An 18936-nucleotide genomic window follows, 5' to 3' on the forward strand; every position below is an offset into this window, starting at 1 on the left:
GTTCATGACGGAGCAACATGATATGACTGTATCCGATAACTCGGTACTCGAGACGGAAGTCCTCGTGGGTGGTAGTGCTATGCCAAATGAACGGCCTGGCGCTATGGAACCCCAAAATTTAAGTAAGATGCCAGTGGGATTCCCTCGCCGTAGCACTGTGGCTGATGGGGTACGCTCGCGTACCTACCGTCGTGTGTTTGTGGTGGGTGGGGCTTTATTATTATCTTTGTTTGCTATCTATGAAATGGGGGCGGTATTTAGCATTGGCGGAATTACTCCTCTGGAATATTTAGTGCTAGTGCTGTTTGCGGTTAACTTCTGCTGGATTGCTTTGGCGTTTTGTAGCGGTATTGCAGGTTTTTTAATTTTACTGCGAAAACCGCGGGCAAAAGATTTGCAAGTGACTGAACTGCATACGCGAACCGCGATTTTGATGCCGACCTATAACGAATCTCCTGATAGGGTATTCTCGGCGGTTTCAGTGATGGCTGAAACCTTGTCGCAAACGGGTCACGGTCATGCTTTTGATTGGTTTATCTTAAGTGATACTACTGATCCCGATATTGCTTTACTCGAAGAGCAGGCGTTTCTGGTGTTACGTCAAGAAACCCATAAGCATTCGCGGGTGTATTACCGTCGCCGTCGTAAAAACGTCGCCCGTAAAGCGGGTAACGTAGCCGATTTTTGCCGTCGTTGGGGGTCGCGTTATGATCACTTGTTAGTGCTTGATGCCGACAGTTTGATGGAGTCTTCAACCATCACTGGCTTAGCTCAGCGCATGCAGGCCGATCCTGATGCGGGTTTGATCCAAACGATTCCGTCGTTGATCAATGGCACCACTTTAATGGCCCGTTTACAGCAATTTGCGGCGCGTATTTATGGTCCGGTAATTGGTACCGGGTTAGGCTGGTGGGTACAAAAAGAAGGTAACTTCTGGGGCCACAACGCCATTATCCGCACCGAAGCCTTTATGACCGCAGCGGGATTACCCAACCTTAAGGGTAAGCCACCTTTTGGTGGTCATATCATGAGCCATGACTTTGTTGAAGCTGCGCTGATCCGCCGTGCGGGCTGGAGTGTGGTTATTGCTTATGATTTACCGGGTTCATACGAAGAATGTCCACCGTCGATTATCGACTTAGCCGTGCGTGATCGCCGCTGGTGCCAAGGTAACTTGCAGCATTCGCGTATTTTGCCGACTAAAGGTTTGCACTGGGTAAGCCGTTTACATTTACTGACGGGTATCATGGCTTATTTGTCATCTCCTTTCTGGTTGATGTTGATTTTGACCGGTTTGATGTTGGCTTTGCAGGCACACTTTATTCGACCTGAATATTTCACCGATCAATTTTCACTGTTCCCGACTTGGCCCATCATGGACTCGGATAGGGCATTAAGATTGTTCTACATTACTATGGGGGTTTTGTTTGGCCCTAAAGTATTTGGTGTCTTGTTGCTGCTTAAAGACGGTGAGTTTGCTCGCAGTGTTGGTGGTCGAATTAAAGCGATATTCAGTGTGATCTTTGAGGTCATACTTTCAGCGCTGATTGCACCTATCATGATGTTTATCCATTGTGGTGCTGTGATGTCAATTCTGATGGGGCGGGACAGTGGTTGGTCGCCGCAACGTCGTGATGACGGCAGTATGCCTTGGATGACGTTAATCTATCGTCACCGCTGGCATATGCTGGCAGGTGTGATGTTAGGTTATGCGGCAATTTTGGATTCTTTGACTTTGTTAGCTTGGATGAGTCCGGCGTTGATCGGTCTGTGGATTGCTGTGCCAATTTCGGCATGGACAGGTTCAGTCAAAATTGGCGAAGTGTTCAAGCGTGCCGGTATTCTTGCAACACCAGAAGAACGTAACCCTGCGCAAATTTGTCTGCAAGCGCAAGAAGCGCGCGCCGCTTACCAAAGACACATTGCTGAGCCTTGGACCTTAGCACAGGTACTTAAAGACCCTGCGTTGATGGAATTGCATTTAGCCATGGTGGATAAACAGCCTTTGCGTGCTGCGGGTACACCAATTGAAGCGATGGAAGCCATAGTGCATGTGAAGGTGCATGAAGCTCGTTGTCAACAGAGCGCATTAGCTTTACTCAATCGTCAAGAAATGGCGATGGTGTTGGCAAATCCTTTGATGTTACGTAGCCTACAGAAATTACCAGAGCAATTTGTCGAAGAAGATCTGGTGTCTTTTTGCTAACGAACACTTGATCAGCATATTTATGCGAGTTTGTTTGATATCAATGCCACTGACGATCTCAGTGGCATTTTTCTTTTCATTATCTGGAGTTAACCCCTAGTAATTAATTGATCTCCATGGAATAGTCATATCATAGTGTTGTTGATTGATATACCCGCTGGCTCTCAGGTGACCTTAAAAATAGCTAAGGGAGTATTTATGATATTGAAAAAGATCATTCGCTATTTGCCCCCATCCATGCGTGTAACGCTAAACGTGAGAGAACTCAAATTGATAGAGCAGGAGTTCCACATCGCGAACTTGAAAGCATTGCAGATTAACCCTATGCCGACGAGGCGTAATCTCGCGCAACTATTACTCAGCCTTTATTTCTGTATTCCAATAATTTTAGTGCCAAAGGTAAGTGCAACTGATGGCGCTCAATCCTTAACATCAAATTCGAGTATTGCTGCACAGCCAAATCTTGAGGGTAAAGCTGAAGATCTTACTGCTGTGCTGCCGCTTGCGGCCTTAGTGCCACAGGTGATGCTATTGGATCTCGCGGGCGTTAATCCGGTATTTGGCCAGCATTATCGTGACTTAACGCTTTCTCCTAATACCTTATCTACTGCTGATTTAGTACGAATCCAAGCTGATGTTACCGGTTACTGGCATTATGTGATGACATCCGTTGAATGTAACAACGCTGGTGCCCCAGAGACGGTTTCATCCGTTATTCCAGAGGATCCCCAATATCAAAGGGTGCTTAAGCAAATCGCTCATTTAGTGCAATTGGACACAATTGAACCATGGGAAACTTTAGTGCTAGATGAAAAGTTAACCTTAGGAATGAGTCATCAAATCGTTGATACCATAGCAAAGCGTGTGTGGATATTGGGAGACTTAGCCACTGAGTTTAGAGTGAATCAAGTTTATACCGAAGAACTTATGATTGGCATTAAGCGCTTTCAGCAAAGGCATGGGCTAAAACAGGACGGGGTGATAGGTAAGCAGACCTTATTTTGGGTGAACCAATCGCCAAGGGCGAGGGCGGTATTATTAGCTAAAAACACTATTCGACAAAGAGTGTTTGAACGTAAATTAGAGCCGAGTTATTTGCTGATTAATGTGCCCGCTTTTGAGATGACGTTGGTCGATAATGGTACGCCAGTGTTAAGTTCCAAGGTCATTGTGGGTAAATCTTCTCGGCAAACCCCGATTTTGGACAGTCAGATTTCTAGCGTGGTGCTTAACCCTAGTTGGCGAGTGCCTAGCAGCATTTTACGGCGGGACATTCTGCCGCAAATTCAGCGAAATGGTCATTATCTTAATGAACGTCAATTTGATGTATACGATTATAACGGTCAACGGGTGCAACGCATGCCAGAGGAATGGCAGGCCTTAGCCAGCGCTTCGTTTCCCTATCAGCTTGTACAACGCCCTGGGGCGAAGAATGCATTAGGTAAATATAAGTTTCACTTTGATAACAGTTTCAGTGTCTATTTACATGGAACTTCTGAGCCAAGTCTCTTTAAAAAGGACGATAGGGCACTATCATCTGGGTGTATTCGTATTGAAAAAGCCACTGAATTAGCCCAGTGGTTTAAAGAGCATTTAGTAAAAGACAAACGTTTATGGGACAAGTTAGCCCCTGGTATTACTGAACCTCAGTGGTTTTCACTTTCCGAAAAGTTGCCCGTGCATCTGGTTTACTGGACTGCATGGTTAGACGATAGTGGGCAGGAGCAATACCGTCGCGATATTTATCATTTGGAACCTGAGCTGACGAATGCTGTGCCTGCCACGGTTTTGGAACAACATTAACGTTTTTGTGCTGTAAAGCTGAGCAAGATAACCATCTGAACTCGCTTGGCATTTTGAAATCCTACTCAGAATGGGGTTGGCAAAACTTGATCTTAGGGCTTATTCAGTATAATTTGCCTTACTAGTGACCAAAAAGCATACAAAAGGTGATCATGTGACTTTAATATGTCCTGCCCGTAGGCAGTTATTGTTAGGCCTTAGTGGTGTGGCATTATGTTCCTTTATTCCCTCAAAAGCGGTTGCCAGCCGTTCAACCAAAGGGATCCGTGAGTTAAGTTTGTTTAATCGTCATACTGGCGAGCGCGATGACGGTAGTTATTGGGTAGATGGTCATTATCAGAGCAAGGTGTTAGACAATTTTAATCATTTGCTGCGGGATCATCGTCAGAATGTGGCAGCGCCTATGGATAAGCGCTTATTTGATTTACTCCACTCGCTCAAAACAACCTTGAATACCAACGATGAAATCCATGTGATTTCCGGTTACCGTTCACCAAAAACCAATGCCATGCTCGTGAGCCACAGTGGCGGAGTTGCTAAGAAGAGTTATCACATGCGCGGCATGGCGATGGACATAGCGATCCCTAGCGTTAAACTAAAAACCCTCAGAGAAGCGGCTTTATCCCTGAAACTCGGTGGTGTGGGTTATTATCCTAATTCTGGCTTTGTGCACGTCGATTGTGGTCCGGTAAGGCACTGGTAGCAATGATCTGTTGTTGGATCTGCTGATAAAAATCTTGTTCCAAGGCTTGCGATTCGATCAAGTAATGTCTGAGCAGCGGGATAAATTGTTGATTGAGTTTGTTCATTTCTCTATGTTGTTGCCAATCACAGATCAATAGGCTGAGACGTTGTGAAAATTGATATTGTCTTTGCCTCTGCGACTCAATATCGACAGACTCAATAATTTGCATAAGTAAGATCAAGCTGCGGTTTTTTTGTTGGGTGCAGGCAAGCAATTCTAAGAATTTTAATTCGAGGGTATTTTGCTGATAAGGAACGGTTTCGATAAGAGAGACGAGTTCACGGGCCAGTTGGCATGAAAGTCTATTTTCTTGTTGTAACTGGTATAGCGCATGACGCATTTTTTGACACAGCAGTTATCGAAATTTGCCCGAGCTTAACAGGCTTCTCAATTTCCCAGTGTGATCTAGATCTCGTGTTTTTTGTTTGAGATCAAAGCCTTTTCTCTGCCGTAACAGCCAAGATACAAGTTCCTCAATTTGATAAATAGCGGTCTGTTTTGCTAACGCTGACGCCGATAAATAGAGGGCTTGCGGTATTCTTGTGCGCCTTGGGTATCTATGTTAGTATTCGCGCGCTTTATATGAGCCGTCATTGGTCGAAAATGCCGGCAACTTTTTACTCTAAATTTAAGTGAGAAACACATGTCTTACACTATCCAAGCACAAACCCGCACTGAAATAGGGAAAGGTTCGAGCCGCCGCCTACGCCATGCTGGTAAAGTACCTGCTGTTATTTATGGCCAAGGCAAAGAGCCAGTTTCTATTGTTTTTGATCACAAAGATATCATTAACATTCAAGCTAATGCTGACTTCTACACTTCTACTCTGACTATCGTTGTTGATGGTAAAGAAGTGGGTGTTCGTGCACAAGCTATGCAACGCCACGTGTTCAAGCCAATCATTGAACATGTTGACTTCGTTTACGCTTAATTGTCGTAACTGAAGCAAAAAGCGCCTAAGGGCGCTTTTTTTGTGACTAATTTTTAGTTGTTTGTATTTATGGGTAGACACTTAGGCTTTACCCAAACAACCTCAACATACTGTAACCCGTATTTTGAGATTGTTTGGTTAGAGTGATTGGATGCTAATTTTGTAGTGTCAATATCTTGGTATTCATATGGTTACTTGATATTGAAGTTGTAATAGATATCAAGTGATTGGCCTAAAGTGCCTGACACGGTTTCTAGATAGAGTTGTGAGAGCAAGTAATACCTGACTGTCATTTCGTAACCAGGGTTAAATACACCTACTCCGTATTTCACCATTAAGTTATCGCCGATAAAGCCACTGATCGCCACACGCCCTTCATCATTAGTGTCGAGTTGCACGTTAGAGAAACCAAACTCTTCAATGAGTCCTGTCGCGGTATTCCCTAGGTTGTTAATTGCGCCGCCGCCCACTTGTGAACCTAAACCGAGTGCCGCGCCCATCATCAGCGAGTTATTTTGCTCATTGTTGGCGCTGTTAAAGCCACTGCCTTTGATAATGTAAGACAAGATTTCGGCCTGCTCTTTGGCGGGATTGGAGAACAAGGTCACTACTGGGCGTGATGGCGTGCCTGTGACGCGTACACCTGCCACTAAGTCTTCAGTCTTAATTTCCCGTATTGCTTCAATATTCAGGTTTGGTAATGACGTTGGCCCCACAAATTGCACTTCACCAGTGCGGATTTTTAGGGTTTGGCCCATAAACTTGTAGCTACCTTGATTGACTTTGATATTACCGAAGAGCAAAGGAGGACGGAAAGCTTGCTGCTGTAGCTTTAAGGTCCCTTGGAGTTTACCTTTGAGGCCCATACCATCAATTCTGAGTTCGTTCCCCACACTGATATTCAGATCTGCAACGATGGCGTAGGGGCTAGTTTTAGGCTGAGTGGCGGCAATGGAGTCGTCAAATACCACGTCTTCGGAGGCTGCGACACCGCCTTCCGCTAATGGCACAATTTTAATGTTGCCCGAAGGCACAGCTATTTTTCCTTTTACTGCCAGTTGCTTACTGTTGAAGGTTAAGTTGATATTGGGGGAGACATCGAGAATAGCCAGTGGCGGTTGGATCACGGCGAGCTTATCGCCTTCGAGGGCTAACTCGCCACTAAATTGACCTTGGGGCCATTGCAGTTGACCATTCACTCTGCCTAAACCATTGCCCATCATCCAGCGTCCCTTAAGCTGCGCTTGTTGACCCGCAAATGACATCGACATGTCAATTTTGTCGATTAATGTTGGGTTTGCTGTTAGGGCTAAGGCGCCCTCAGTTAAGGCCATGCTCCCCGATACTTCAGGCGCATCTAGGCTACCCGCAAAGTTAAGTTGACTCGTCAGCAAACCTTGCACTGTATTTAATTGAGGGAAAAACTCTCCAAGTGGCTGCAAGTTGATTTGCTTGATATTGGCATAACCTGACAGGGTGCGATCGGGTGTGACATTGACGTTAATCTCACTCTGCCAACTGGCCACGCCTTCTGATTCAAAATCTAAAACCGTCGCCAGCCGTTTTGCATCTAAGGTCGCTTTTAATGACAGGTTTTGGTAATTAATGGTGACTTCACGATTTTTATCCCGTTTTAGCATAATGCTGCCGGGAGCAAAATCAAAGTTCACATCGGCAGTAGGCTTACGGCCAGCAGCCCATGCAACATTGGCTAATAGCGATGCAGGGCCATTCCAACGCATATTTGTTGGTAATATTGGGACAAGTAATTGCCCTGGATTACCTGAGTAGCTCACCTGTGCGCTGCCTTTTTTACCTATTGGTGTATCACTGTTTAGGCAGATACGGCTATTGGGATTCATGAGGCAAAAGGGCGTAATGCTGCCTTGATTCTTGATTTGGTCCCAAGCCAGATTAATGGTGTTATCGAGCTGCCATAGGCCTACGGGCGTGTTGAGATTTAAACGATCAACATCGAGCTGTAGTCGTGACTTCTTCACATCGTATTGGCTGCTCATCGTTGCATCGAGCCCAAGATCGCCCGTGGCGTTGAGAGTGAGTTTTTGAGCGTTAATGGTACCTTTCGCCCCGAGTGTCACTGTATCTAAATTTTGTTCTGCAATCTGCAAGGTTTTTGATTTTAGCGAGATAGCAAACTCATGTTGATCTAGCGGCTTGTAATAGGCCTTTAAATTAGATTCCTGCAGTTTAATGTTTTGATAGTAAAGTTCTGCCAGCTGCGCTGTAAGCTCGACCTGGGGGTGTTTCTCGCCACCAGTGACATTGATCTGCGCTTGTAGTTGGCCGCTGGCCTTAGGTAACCATAGGCCAAAGTCGGGCACTTGTAATTCACCTTGGAGATCCCAATTGGCATTGGCTTCGCCTTTGAGTGCCAGAGTTGAACCTAGTACTTTGGCGTTCAGCCCCTTAGCACTGACATACAGGGAGTCATTCACACTGATATCCCCTGTAATGTCGAAGGGATAACCTTGTAAAGTGCCAGTGAGCTCAGTATCGCTCAGGGATACTTGCCAACGGGGGTCTGCAAATGAGCCTTTAGTGCGTAATTTTCCTGAAATCAAACTGTCCGGTAAACCCGTTGTACTTTGCGCTGTATCCGTTTGTGGCAGCTGTATTTCTTGTAATTTGACGTCATTGATCCAGAGATTGGCGTTCCAGCTAATGGCTTTTTGATAATCGAGTTCGCCTGTGAGTTTGACCTTACCAATCGCGCCCATTACATCAAGATTATTGATGGTTAACTTAGCATCTTGATGATGGATGTCAGTGTCTATGTCGAGCACTTTGTGAAAGGGTGTGATCAGTTGGCCAGTAAGACTCGCCTCTTGCCGATTAAGGTCGCCTTGGCTATCGAGTGTGGCATCGCTTACCGAGTATTCAGGGGTCTTCAGTGGCCACTGAAGCCGTGTCTGTTCAAGTTTCACCTTGTAGGGCAGGTTAGGGTCTTGCAGTGTTATTTGGCCATCTAGCGTAAAGTCGGCATCGCCCTTGGCGACGGCATCCACCTGAAGCTGCCCTAAACTTTGGCTCAGCTTTAACGTTAATACTTGATGAGTGAGATCTGGCAATTCGACTAGTTGGTTAAGGGTGAGATTTGCCTCTAAATCGAGTGGATAATCTTTATCAAGTGTTAGGCTGCCTGTGATATCGACGCTGCCATCGGTGTGGCTGATGGCGAGATGGTCTAAGGTCAATTGGTATTCACGGAAACTGCCTTGTAGTTCTGCATGGCCAAAAACATCTTTACGATCGCCGATTTGCAGTGTGGTGTTGTCTAACGTTAGGGCATTGACTGTCACAGGGAAAGGCATAAATACTTGTGGCAATTGTGCTAAAGCCCATTCAGCCTCTTTTGTTAGCGACGGACTGGCCGATGGTGTCGGTGTAGTATTCTTAGCAGTGCTGGGATTTGCTGCATTCGTTACCGCTGCCGTGCTAGTTTGTGTTGCTACATCGGTTGATGCAGGGATCAGTATGAATAATCCTTCGCTGGATAGCTGTTTAACCGACAAACCTTCGGTAAACCATTGTGCTTCTGCGTTAAGACGATTAGCGGTAAATTGCATATCATCCACTTGGATATTAACGCCATTGAGTTCAGCAGAATCTAAAACAATATCAAAGGGTAATAGGAGCTCGCTGGATTCTTCATCAAGTGGCGCGACTGGTGCTTCGTTTGAGTCTGCAGAAAGCGCTAGGGTATCAATAGTGACATCGACTTTAGCCGCAGATAAGCTATTCACACATAAGCGTTTTTGCAGTAAACAGGCGGGCTGCCACAGTAAATGCAGATCCTCAAGTTGCACGTTTATTCCGGCCATAGACCAAGCCGCGTGTGATAGGGCTAAGTCTTTGTTAATGGAACCAGAGGTATAAGTCAGTTCAAGATCGGGTACAAATTGATCGGCTAAACCCACGGTAATGCGCGAGCCAAATTCAGTGCCGAGTAATAGGGCGATTAACACTAAAAGCCCTAATGGCACATAGATAATAATCCGAGTCCAGAGTTTGAACTGCCGCCACAGTCTTTGAATGAATGACACCGATGGGGTGACAGAGGTCACTATGGTTTCAGTGGCTTCGGGTTCATTGGCTTCAATGATGGGATTATCAACGATATCTTGTTCGCTTGGCTTATTATGCTCTGGGGGCTGACTCATAGATCTGTCCCCATGGTTAGGTGAATTCGCCATGATCTTTCAATGGTCTCAGTTTCTTTCAATCCGACCCCTAAATCTAATTTGATTGGACCAATCGGGGAGATCCAATGGATACCGCCACCGACAGAGACGACAGGTTCAAATTGATTATTATCGAAGGCGTTACCCGCATCGATAAATGTGCCGACCCGCCAAGTGGGGGTCACATAATATTGATATTCCAAACTACCAACCATTAAATAGCGGCCACCGATAACCTCGCGATTGGTTTTTCCATCGTCAGCAACATAGTCTAAATAGGGGCCGAGTTCTTGATAACCATAGCCGCGCACACTCTGATCGCCACCGGCAAAATAGCGTAGTGATGGTGGGATAGAGGCAAGATCATTCTCGTTAGCTAAGTTGGCAGCTAAATCAATACGAGCAACGATTCTGTGGTTATCGAAGAAGGTATCAATCCATTTAAATTTAGCTTGCAAGCGGGCTAGGCGGGTTTCTGATCCTAAATAGGGATCGGCATAGTCTAGGCTGTAAATTTGTCTAAACCCGGATTTAGGATCCAGTGAGTTATCACCCCGGCTAGTCCGAGAAAAGTTAATTCCTGCCAGATAAAACGACGGCATATAATCGACGTCAGACTGAGTATATTCTTCGCGTATGGCCTCCAACGAATAACTCATTAGCCATTGATTTTCTAGTCTTTGTTGACGTAATAGTCCCAGAAGGTACTTAGTCGACTCGAGCTGGCCTGTGTTACTAAAATCACGATTCTCTGCATCATATACTTGAGTCACACCGTATTTGTCCCGCAGCAAACCGAGGCGGATCTTCAATTGATCGTCTAAGGGATGTGTGAGCGGAATCGTATAAGTGGTTAATAACTTTGGTCTATCGGGCGACCATTCGAGACTGGTTTCTTGGGAATGCCCGTATTTATTGATTTGTGGTGTACGCCAAGTCACGCGCACCCTCGGATCAAAGGCTTGATCTGTTTTGCCAATATCACCACCAAACCCGAGTTCAATTGCGTGACTTGCCTTAGGCGTTAATTCGACTCGCATTGGAATATGGTTATCTTCGACGTTATCGATTTGGGGGATCACTTTGATATTGGCGAAATAACCAGTATCTAATAACTGACGATTCAAGGCGCTTACACGGCGAGTTGAGTATGAAGCACCTTCTTTAAAGGGGATAAGATCCTCTAATATATCGGGTTCTAAGTTATGGCCATCGAAACTGACTTGGCCAAATCGGTAACGTTTGCCTGAATCAAAATGCAAACTTACCTGTGCGGTATTAATATCGCGGTTAACTTTAATTTGTGATTCAGTAAATTCGCCATCGAAGTAACCTCGTGCCAAGGCTAAGGTGACCAGTTGCGATTTTACGTCGCTGTAAACACCGTGATTTAACACATCGCCGGGTTTAATGTTGACCTTTGCGAGCCATTGATCGAAGGCTCGGTCATCAAGCATTTCACCACTAAAATTAATATCGACCCACTGAACAATGGTTGGCTCGCCGGGGCTGATTTCAAGTTTTAATTCCCACGGTCCCTTGTCATGCTCAATCAGCTTTTCTTCTACTTCACCGTGATAGTAGCCCATGGATTCTAAGGCGGTGCTGATATTGTCATCGACATTAAACAAAAAGGCACGGCGCTGCACCTCAGATTCAGGTAAAGCGCCTAAGTGAGCAACTATGTTGCTTCGAAGCGCTTCATTTACGCCTGTAACAGATAATTTGATAAAATCATCTGCTGCCGCGACTGATGTGACTGAAATCAGACTCAGAAACAAGCAAAGACGAATGTAATGTGAGGTGATTTGCAAAAATGGCTGCACTTTATAGTCCCTGTGATTTGGCATCATTGTCGCCAGAATAAAACCAACAGGCAAGGAGATGATTGAAATTACACGATGAAATGGTTACAAAGGACGCTACTTTTTAAGGGGATGTAAAGAATGAAAACAAAATTAGCCACCTTTAGTTTAATTATTTCGGGTCTACTTTTTATGTCGCATAACACCTTTGCCAATGATAAACCGTTCGCCATTGGGATCCACGGCGGCGCGGGGACGATTTCTAAAGCTAATCTCACCCCTGAACAACGCCAAGCCTACAAAGATAAGTTAAAGGAAGCGGTCGATAAAGGCTCAAAAGTCTTAGAGGAGGGCGGTGACAGCTTAGTGGCAGTACAAACCGCAATTAATGTCCTTGAAAATAGTGCTCTGTTTAATGCTGGTATAGGCGCGGTTTACACCTATGACGGCGGACATGAATTAGATGCCGCCATTATGGATGGCAAAACCATGAATGCCGGTGCTGTCGCTGGAGTGCGTCATATTGCCAATCCAATTGACTTAGCCTTGGCCGTGATGAATAAATCTGAGCACGTGATGCTCTCGGGCGCAGGAGCGGAAGAATTTGCACTGACTCAAGGTTTTACTTTAGTGCCAAACCGTCATTTTGATACTGACGAGCGTTATCAGCAATTACTCGATGCACGGCAAAAACTGCAAGCTGCGGCTAAATCTGAACAAGTTGCTAATGTTGAGATGAAGGACCTCGATTACAAATTTGGTACCGTTGGTGCTGTCGCCTTAGATAAAAAGGGTAACTTAGCTGCAGGTACATCGACCGGTGGTATGACGGCAAAACGCTTTGGTCGTATTGGTGACTCTCCTGTCATCGGTGCTGGCACTTATGCTGAAAACGGTGTTTGTGCCGTATCGGCAACGGGTCATGGTGAATTCTTTATCCGTTACCTCGTCGCGGGGGATATTTGTGCCAAGGTGAAATATCAGCAAAAATCCATCATTCAGGCTGCAGATGAAGTTATTAATCAACGTCTTATCACTGCTGGCGGTTCGGGTGGTGTGATTGCAGTCGATCAGCGTGGCAATATTGCTACGCCATTTAATACCGAAGGTATGTACCGCGCCACCCGTAGTAATGGTGAGCCAGCCCAAGTGCTGATTTGGCATGATCAATAATGTCATTGGTAGAAGCATCTAGGTTTATAACTGACATGACTTAGAAACGTTAAAACTTAAAAACCTTAAAAAGCGAGTGCCGCAAAAGTGGGCTCGCTTTTATTTTTATATCTTAATTTTACTAATATCTTGAAAAGTAACCAGATAAATATCATTAAGCAGTATGGCTTATGATGTTTATCTGAGTGGTGCGGTTTGAGTTGGCCTAATAATTAGCGCTGTTTTACCCTTTGAAATTCAAATCTAGCAGTATAGAAGCCTAGATGTCTATATATCTAAATGATCTATTATTACTGTTTAATATATCAAATAGTTATTAATTCATTATCCATCGACCCATAAAGGCATAGAATCCGGCTCAGACAATGCATTAAATGGGAGTCATTGATGGAACAATTACCGATATTGAATTTAAGTGATTGGCATGCCGGCGGACAACGTCGTAACGCTTTTATTACTAAGCTTGCCGATGCTGCCAGAAGAATAGGTTTTTTCTATCTCACAGGCCACGGCATTGAGCTTGCTAGACAGCAGCAAGTACTTCAGTTAGCGGCAGATTTCTTTGCGCTGCCCGTCGTAGATAAACTTGCGGTGAAAATGGCTAATACACCGCATTTTCGCGGTTATACCCGTTTGCAAGGTGAATTGACCTTAGGGAAACCGGACTTGCGGGAACAGTTTGATATCATGCAAGAAGAAGTGGCTAACCCTCAGCAGTCTGATGTGCCTATATGGTGGCAGCTACAGGGGCCTAATCAATGGCCGTCACAATTACCACAGATGAAATCGACTTTATTGGCATGGCAACAGGATTTAGCCGATACCAGTGTCACACTATTGAGGGCTTTAGCTGTTGCGCTGGAGCAGCCAGAAAGCGCCTTTGATGCCACGATTGAAGCGGGTCCATATCAGCATATGAAGCTTATTCGCTATCCCAGCGCGGATGGACAGACTTCTGGCCAAGGCGTAGGGGCACACAAAGATCCTGGCTATTTGACCTTAGTGCTGCAAGATAAGCAATCCGGTTTAGAGGTTCAGACTGACAAAGGTTGGTTAAGCATACCGCCATTAGAAGACGCCTTTGTGGTGAATATAGGTGAATTACTTGAGTTGGCTTCTAATGGGTATTTAAAGGCAACCAACCATAGGGTTACTAGCCCGCCTGCTGGGGTCGAGCGCTACTCGTGTGCCTTTTTTATGGCGGCGCAGTTGAATGCGACAGTTCCTTTGTTACCTTTGCCAAAGCATCTGGCGAACCAAGCTCAAGGACCGGCAAGCGATCCATTAAATCCTCTTTTCCACCAAGTGGGCCAGAACGTATTAAAAGGGCGTTTGCGCTCTCATCCCGACGTTGCTCAAGCACATTACGCCTCATTCGCTCATGCCATTTAATGGTTATTAGGATCTATTATGCAATTTAAAACTAAATTACTTCACACCCATTATGCCGCTGATAACTCGACGGGCGCTCTTACAACTCCTATCTATCAAAGTAGCACCTTCGCCTACGGTAGTGCCGAGGATGGTCGAGCCCGTTTTGCAGGTGAGCAACCGGGCTTTATCTACAGTCGCATGGCGAATCCGACAGTGCAGGCGCTTGAATATCAATTAGCACAACTGGAAGGGGCTGATGAATCACTCGTTGTTGCGAGTGGGATGGCGGCAATCAGCAGTATTTTCTATGCCTTAGCGAGTCAAGGTGATGAAATCGCATTTATCGACCCCGTATACGGTGGCACTGCGGCATTTTTAATCCAAACGTTAACCCGCGCGGGTATTACTGTGCGCCGTTATCAAGATGATGATCATTTATTGGCAGAGATTACCGCCGAAACAAAAATTATTTTATTTGAGCCCATCACCAATCCGACCTTAAAAGTCAGTGACTACCGTAAGGTTAAGCTTGCCGCCGAAAAAGTGGGCGCTATAACCATTTGTGATAATACGTTTTTAACCCCGTATTTATTCAAACCGCTGGAACATGGCATTGATATCGTGATGCACAGTGCCACTAAGTATTTAAGTGGCCATGGCGATTTAATCGCAGGTGTTGTCGCTGGACCTAAGGCATTAATGCAACCTATTCGCACTATAGCGCTTAAACATATCGGCGCCGCGATTGGGCCACAGGAAGCCTATTTATTACAGCGAGGCTTACGTACCTTAGCACTTCGAATGGATGCTCATCTTGCGGGCGCGGCTAAGGTCGCCGCTTTTCTTGCAACCCATCCGAGCGTTGCAAAAGTTTATTACCCAGGGCTAGCAGAGGATCAAGGTCATCAAGTTCTGAGTGAAACCATCAACGCCTTTGGCGGTATGGTGAGTATTGAGCTCGAAGGGGGCTTTAATCGAGCGGCGCAGTTTTTAGATCATTTGAACTTGTTTACTCAAGCGGTCAGTTTAGGCGACTTAGAGAGCCTTGCCTGCCACCCCGCTAGCACTACCCATGCCGCTATGGATGCTGCGAGTCGGCTAGCTTCAGGGGTGAATGACAACCTGATTAGATTGAGCATTGGCGTCGAAGATCCTCAAGATTTGATTGCCGATCTTGAGCAAGCCTTAGCCATTTAAGCATATTGATACTAGCCATCCCCAGTTAAATTGATTGGGGATTTCAAACGTATAATGTTATTAATTTCGTCTATATAAAGTTAATTTCCGTAATTTTTTACGTTTTTTTTACGCGTCAGAATTGTTTTCGTCTGTTAAAGTGAAAATCTGTATGACATAACGACTTACATTTTTATGGACAAACTAAGTGTTTTTAAACTCTCTGTTAGGTTGAGCTTTATTTCTGAGTGCTTACTCGCTATTTGCTTGTATTTACACTCTTGGAGGGTGTCATCTAAAGCATTATTATTGTACTCCAACTCGTTGTCGTTATGATTACACTTCAATGTTGTTTTCAATATGCGTATATGGCTGCATTTTTTGAAGCTATTCGTGTTCATTTTTTATTTAACGCTCCTTATTATTCCCTCCCAATGATAGATGTGGCTGTTTTTATCAATCTAATCACTTTTATTGTCATAGCCATTGTCGCGACGATAAGTCAACTTGCAATCCACCTTAGACGACAACAAAAAGTATTAGGGGACGATCTATTTCGTAACCTAACTCCGTTATCGATTGCACATGATTTTAGAACAGGACATGAGCGCTCGTATTTTATGATACCTAATAAATTATTCATTAAGTCTTTCACGATAAATATCTAAAGGTGAGTTGGAATGATTGCAGTCAGTGGAATACAGAAATCTAGCTCTCGATTTCATACCATAATTCATCTATGTAGCTTTTTGATTGTCATATATAGCTTCACCATGTTGATGCCTATCGCTGTTGCATTATTTTATAAAGATGGATATATCACTCCATTTTTAATCACATTCCTCCTCTCCCTTTTTATTGGTGTGGTCGGTTGGAAGATGACAAGTGAGGAAAATAAAAATCTGCAAAAACGTGATGGCTTCATGGTCGCTTGTTTATTTTGGTTGATATTTTCCTTAATGAGTGCATTACCTTTTCTTCTTGATAGACGATTGGACTTGAGTTTAACCGATGCCATGTTTGAAGGTGTGTCTGGCATTACGACGACTGGAGCCTCGATTTTTTCAGATATTGATGAACTACCCAAATCGATTTTATTTTATCGAGCACAGCTTAATTTCCTTGGTGGGTTAGGGATAATTGTTTTGGCCGTTGCAATTATGCCATTTCTTGGTATCGGTGGCGCAAAATTATATCAATCTGAGATGCCAGGTCCCATGAAAGAGGAAAAGATGACGCCTCGCCTTGCGGATACGGCTCGAAATTTATGGGGGCTTTATAGCGTACTTGCCTTAGGTTGTGCAGTTGCTTATAAACTTGCAGGAATGAATTGGTTTAATGCCATATGTCATAGTCTATCTACCGTTTCATTGGGTGGATTTTCCACACATAGTGACAGCTTAGGATATTATAACAGTGCTGCAATTGAGCTTGTGGGTGGTGTGTTTTCAATACTTGCAGCAATCAATTTCGCCTTATACTACATAGTGTTAGTTCGGCGAAGCTTCAAGCCTATTTGGTATAATGCGGAGGTTCGATTTTTTATTCTCATATTATCTATCGTTGTTGGGATCGCTTGTTTAGAGCTTAATCGTACTCAAACTTTTGATATTAAAGATTCATTAGTACATGGATTTTTTCAAACGGTTTCAGTTATGACTGACAATGGATTAGCCTCTGCAGGTTATCCTAATTGGCCCAGTCATATTGTGCTTTTATTATTAGGCGCGAGCTTTTTTGGTGGATGCTTTGGTTCTACTTGTGGCGGTATTAAAGCTGTCAGATTTTTACTTTTGTACCGTCAAGGGATACGAGAAATTCATCAATTGGTTCATCCTAATGCTATTTTAACGACAAAGATTAGTGGCCAAGTCGTTTCAGACAGAGTCATTCGCTCAGTATGGGGATTATTTTTCCTGTACATATTTTTTACTTGCGTTTTTGTATGGGGATTGGTCGCCATTGGACATGATTTTTCCACCGCCTTTGGAACAGTCGCCGCGTGCATTAATAATATGGGGATTGGTTATGGTGACACTGCATCTGGATTTGGCACGTTAAAAGATGCGGCTAAATGGCTGATGTGTGTCGCTATGCTTTTTGGGCGATTAGAAATATTTCCTGTACTCATTATTTTCTCACGGGCATTCTGGCGATTTTAATTTTAAGTGTATTTTATGGTTGATTTGTCGAATTGACTCGGAGGGTCATTAAATGAAATGGTTATTGAGATGTATATTACTCATTATGCTAGTAGGGTGTCAGAAATCGCCAGTTTATACCAAGTTAGAAGGCCTTGCGCAGGGAACGAGTTGGCATGTGACATTTTGGAGTAAAGACAAGTTAAATAGTACAGAGATAAATCGCGAGATTGAGCGGCAATTGGCAGAAATAGATCTTCATATGTCTACTTACCGTTCAGATTCAGTGATTTCTCGTTTTAACAGTATGCACTCCGCTATGGCGGTCGGGGATGATATTTTAGGGCTTTTAGGGATAGCCAAGGAGGTCACTTCAAAAACGGAGGGTTGTTATGATTTGACCATTAAACCATTATTCGATTTGTGGGGATTTACCCATAACCAATTAACCATTCCTACAGAAAGTGCACTCCAACAGACATTAACCTATGTAGGCTTACATCATTTAAGTATTGATAATCAAATGCTAACTAAAGATTTGCCAGAGGTACATCTTGATTTATCTTCGGTTGGACAGGGATATAGCGTAGGCAAAGTTGCAGATGTGCTAAAGCGATACAATATCAATAATTATTTGGTAGAGATTGGCGGCGAAATGGTCGTCCACGGCAGTAAGCTCGATGGTTCTGCTTGGAAAATCGCGATTGAAAAACCGCTGCCCGAACAGCGAATAATGCAAAAGGTTCTGCTTATTGATTTCCCTCAAGCGATCATGACATCGGGTACATATCGTCATTATTTTGATCATTTAGGGCAGCGTTATTCACATATTATTGATGCGCGAACCGGTAAACCCGTAACCCATAACACAGTATCTGTAACTGTATTGGCAACGGATCCGGCTAGAGCAGATGCTTGGTCTACAGCGCTATTATGTTTAGGAAGTCAAGAAGGATTAGTCGTCGCTAATCAGAATGATATAAAAGCATTATTTATTGATGACAATAAAGGTGTACTTAAAGAAATTAAGACTGATAGCTATAATAAAATGAAAAATATAGAGCTTAATTAATCTACAATATCATCGCTAGGTCATGTGTTAATGCCAGTTAGTATTTCTAGCTGGCATTTTTATTTTACTTTTATAGCTAATGCCATGGTTTATTGTGGCCTTATTTACTACTGATTATGATGACTTTTACGTATTCTTTACGGGATTAGTCATTTGAACTCTAGAGACTTTACGCGGTTAATTCATATATTTGTCCTGTTACTCACTTTCTTAAGGACAAATTATATGGACTGGATATTTCTAATACTTTCCATAGCACTTTTCATCTACTTAGCAGTGGCAATGTTTGCCCCTAATAAGTTTTAGGA

14 protein-coding genes are annotated in these 18936 nt (G+C 44.0%); 11 read left to right on the forward strand and 3 right to left on the reverse strand.

Annotated elements, in window-relative coordinates:
• Positions 1-22 precede the first annotated feature (22 nt).
• From mdoH to HUB64_RS06180, 3 genes are all read left to right on the forward strand, one after another.
• Positions 23-2206 carry a glucans biosynthesis glucosyltransferase MdoH gene (gene mdoH / locus HUB64_RS06170; protein ID WP_173245230.1) on the forward strand — a complete coding sequence of 728 codons (2184 nt, stop codon included), beginning with the start codon at positions 23-25 and terminating at the stop codon, positions 2204-2206.
• Between the two features lie 198 nt (positions 2207-2404).
• The gene (locus tag HUB64_RS06175; protein ID WP_249195588.1) at positions 2405-4009 is read left to right on the forward strand and encodes a murein L,D-transpeptidase; all 1605 of its coding nucleotides are present in this window, start codon (positions 2405-2407) and stop codon (positions 4007-4009) included.
• 154 nt (positions 4010-4163) lie between these two features.
• Positions 4164-4712, forward strand: a complete 549-nt coding sequence (locus HUB64_RS06180) for a DUF882 domain-containing protein (RefSeq protein ID WP_028760165.1) — start codon at positions 4164-4166, stop codon at positions 4710-4712.
• Here the strand turns inward: HUB64_RS06180 and HUB64_RS06185 are convergent.
• The gene (locus HUB64_RS06185; protein WP_106650352.1) at positions 4663-5094 is read right to left on the reverse strand and encodes a hypothetical protein; all 432 of its coding nucleotides are present in this window, start codon (positions 5092-5094) and stop codon (positions 4663-4665) included. The two genes, HUB64_RS06180 and HUB64_RS06185, sit on opposite strands and share 50 nt — an antisense overlap.
• A 303-nt stretch (positions 5095-5397) precedes the next feature.
• Between HUB64_RS06185 and rplY the strand changes: the two genes are divergently transcribed.
• Positions 5398-5685, forward strand: coding sequence for a 50S ribosomal protein L25 (gene rplY, locus HUB64_RS06190; protein WP_028760163.1), 288 nt, complete (start codon positions 5398-5400; stop codon positions 5683-5685).
• 191 nt (positions 5686-5876) lie between these two features.
• On the opposite strand, the gene HUB64_RS06195 is transcribed toward rplY, so the two are convergent.
• Both HUB64_RS06195 and HUB64_RS06200 read right to left on the reverse strand, forming a co-directional pair.
• Positions 5877-9866 (reverse strand): translocation/assembly module TamB domain-containing protein, encoded by a 3990-nt coding sequence (locus HUB64_RS06195; protein ID WP_173496599.1) that lies wholly within the window; start codon positions 9864-9866, stop codon positions 5877-5879.
• A complete protein-coding gene (locus tag HUB64_RS06200) occupies positions 9863-11713 on the reverse strand; it encodes an autotransporter assembly complex family protein (RefSeq protein ID WP_028760161.1) in 1851 nt (616 codons plus the stop codon). Before HUB64_RS06200 ends, HUB64_RS06195 begins: the two co-directional genes overlap by 4 nt.
• Before the next feature lie 120 nt (positions 11714-11833).
• On the opposite strand from HUB64_RS06200, the gene HUB64_RS06205 reads away from it, so the two are divergent.
• The 7 genes from HUB64_RS06205 to HUB64_RS23380 all read left to right on the forward strand — a co-directional run bounded on the left by HUB64_RS06205 (position 11834) and on the right by HUB64_RS23380 (position 18934).
• Positions 11834-12865 carry an isoaspartyl peptidase/L-asparaginase family protein gene (locus HUB64_RS06205; protein ID WP_173496600.1) on the forward strand — a complete coding sequence of 344 codons (1032 nt, stop codon included), beginning with the start codon at positions 11834-11836 and terminating at the stop codon, positions 12863-12865.
• Between the two features lie 387 nt (positions 12866-13252).
• A complete protein-coding gene (locus HUB64_RS06210) occupies positions 13253-14257 on the forward strand; it encodes an isopenicillin N synthase family oxygenase (protein ID WP_173496601.1) in 1005 nt (334 codons plus the stop codon).
• 18 nt (positions 14258-14275) lie between these two features.
• Positions 14276-15436: a PLP-dependent aspartate aminotransferase family protein gene (locus HUB64_RS06215; RefSeq protein ID WP_173496602.1), complete on the forward strand. Its 1161-nt coding sequence runs from the start codon at positions 14276-14278 to the stop codon at positions 15434-15436.
• Positions 15437-15723: 287 nt separating this feature from the next.
• Complete coding sequence (locus tag HUB64_RS23375) at positions 15724-16083, forward strand: DUF4118 domain-containing protein (protein ID WP_368039651.1); 360 nt, start codon at positions 15724-15726, stop codon at positions 16081-16083.
• A gap of 12 nt (positions 16084-16095) precedes the next feature.
• On the forward strand, positions 16096-17577 hold the full coding sequence (locus HUB64_RS06225; RefSeq protein ID WP_173496604.1) for a TrkH family potassium uptake protein: 1482 nt from the start codon (positions 16096-16098) through the stop codon (positions 17575-17577).
• A gap of 52 nt (positions 17578-17629) precedes the next feature.
• A complete protein-coding gene (locus HUB64_RS06230) occupies positions 17630-18628 on the forward strand; it encodes an FAD:protein FMN transferase (protein ID WP_173496605.1) in 999 nt (332 codons plus the stop codon).
• A gap of 225 nt (positions 18629-18853) precedes the next feature.
• Positions 18854-18934: a potassium-transporting ATPase subunit F gene (locus HUB64_RS23380; RefSeq protein WP_105252297.1), complete on the forward strand. Its 81-nt coding sequence runs from the start codon at positions 18854-18856 to the stop codon at positions 18932-18934.
• Positions 18935-18936 lie beyond the last annotated feature (2 nt).

Source organism: Shewanella sp. ISTPL2 (genome assembly GCF_013283205.1).
Taxonomy (GTDB): domain Bacteria; phylum Pseudomonadota; class Gammaproteobacteria; order Enterobacterales; family Shewanellaceae; genus Shewanella; species Shewanella oncorhynchi.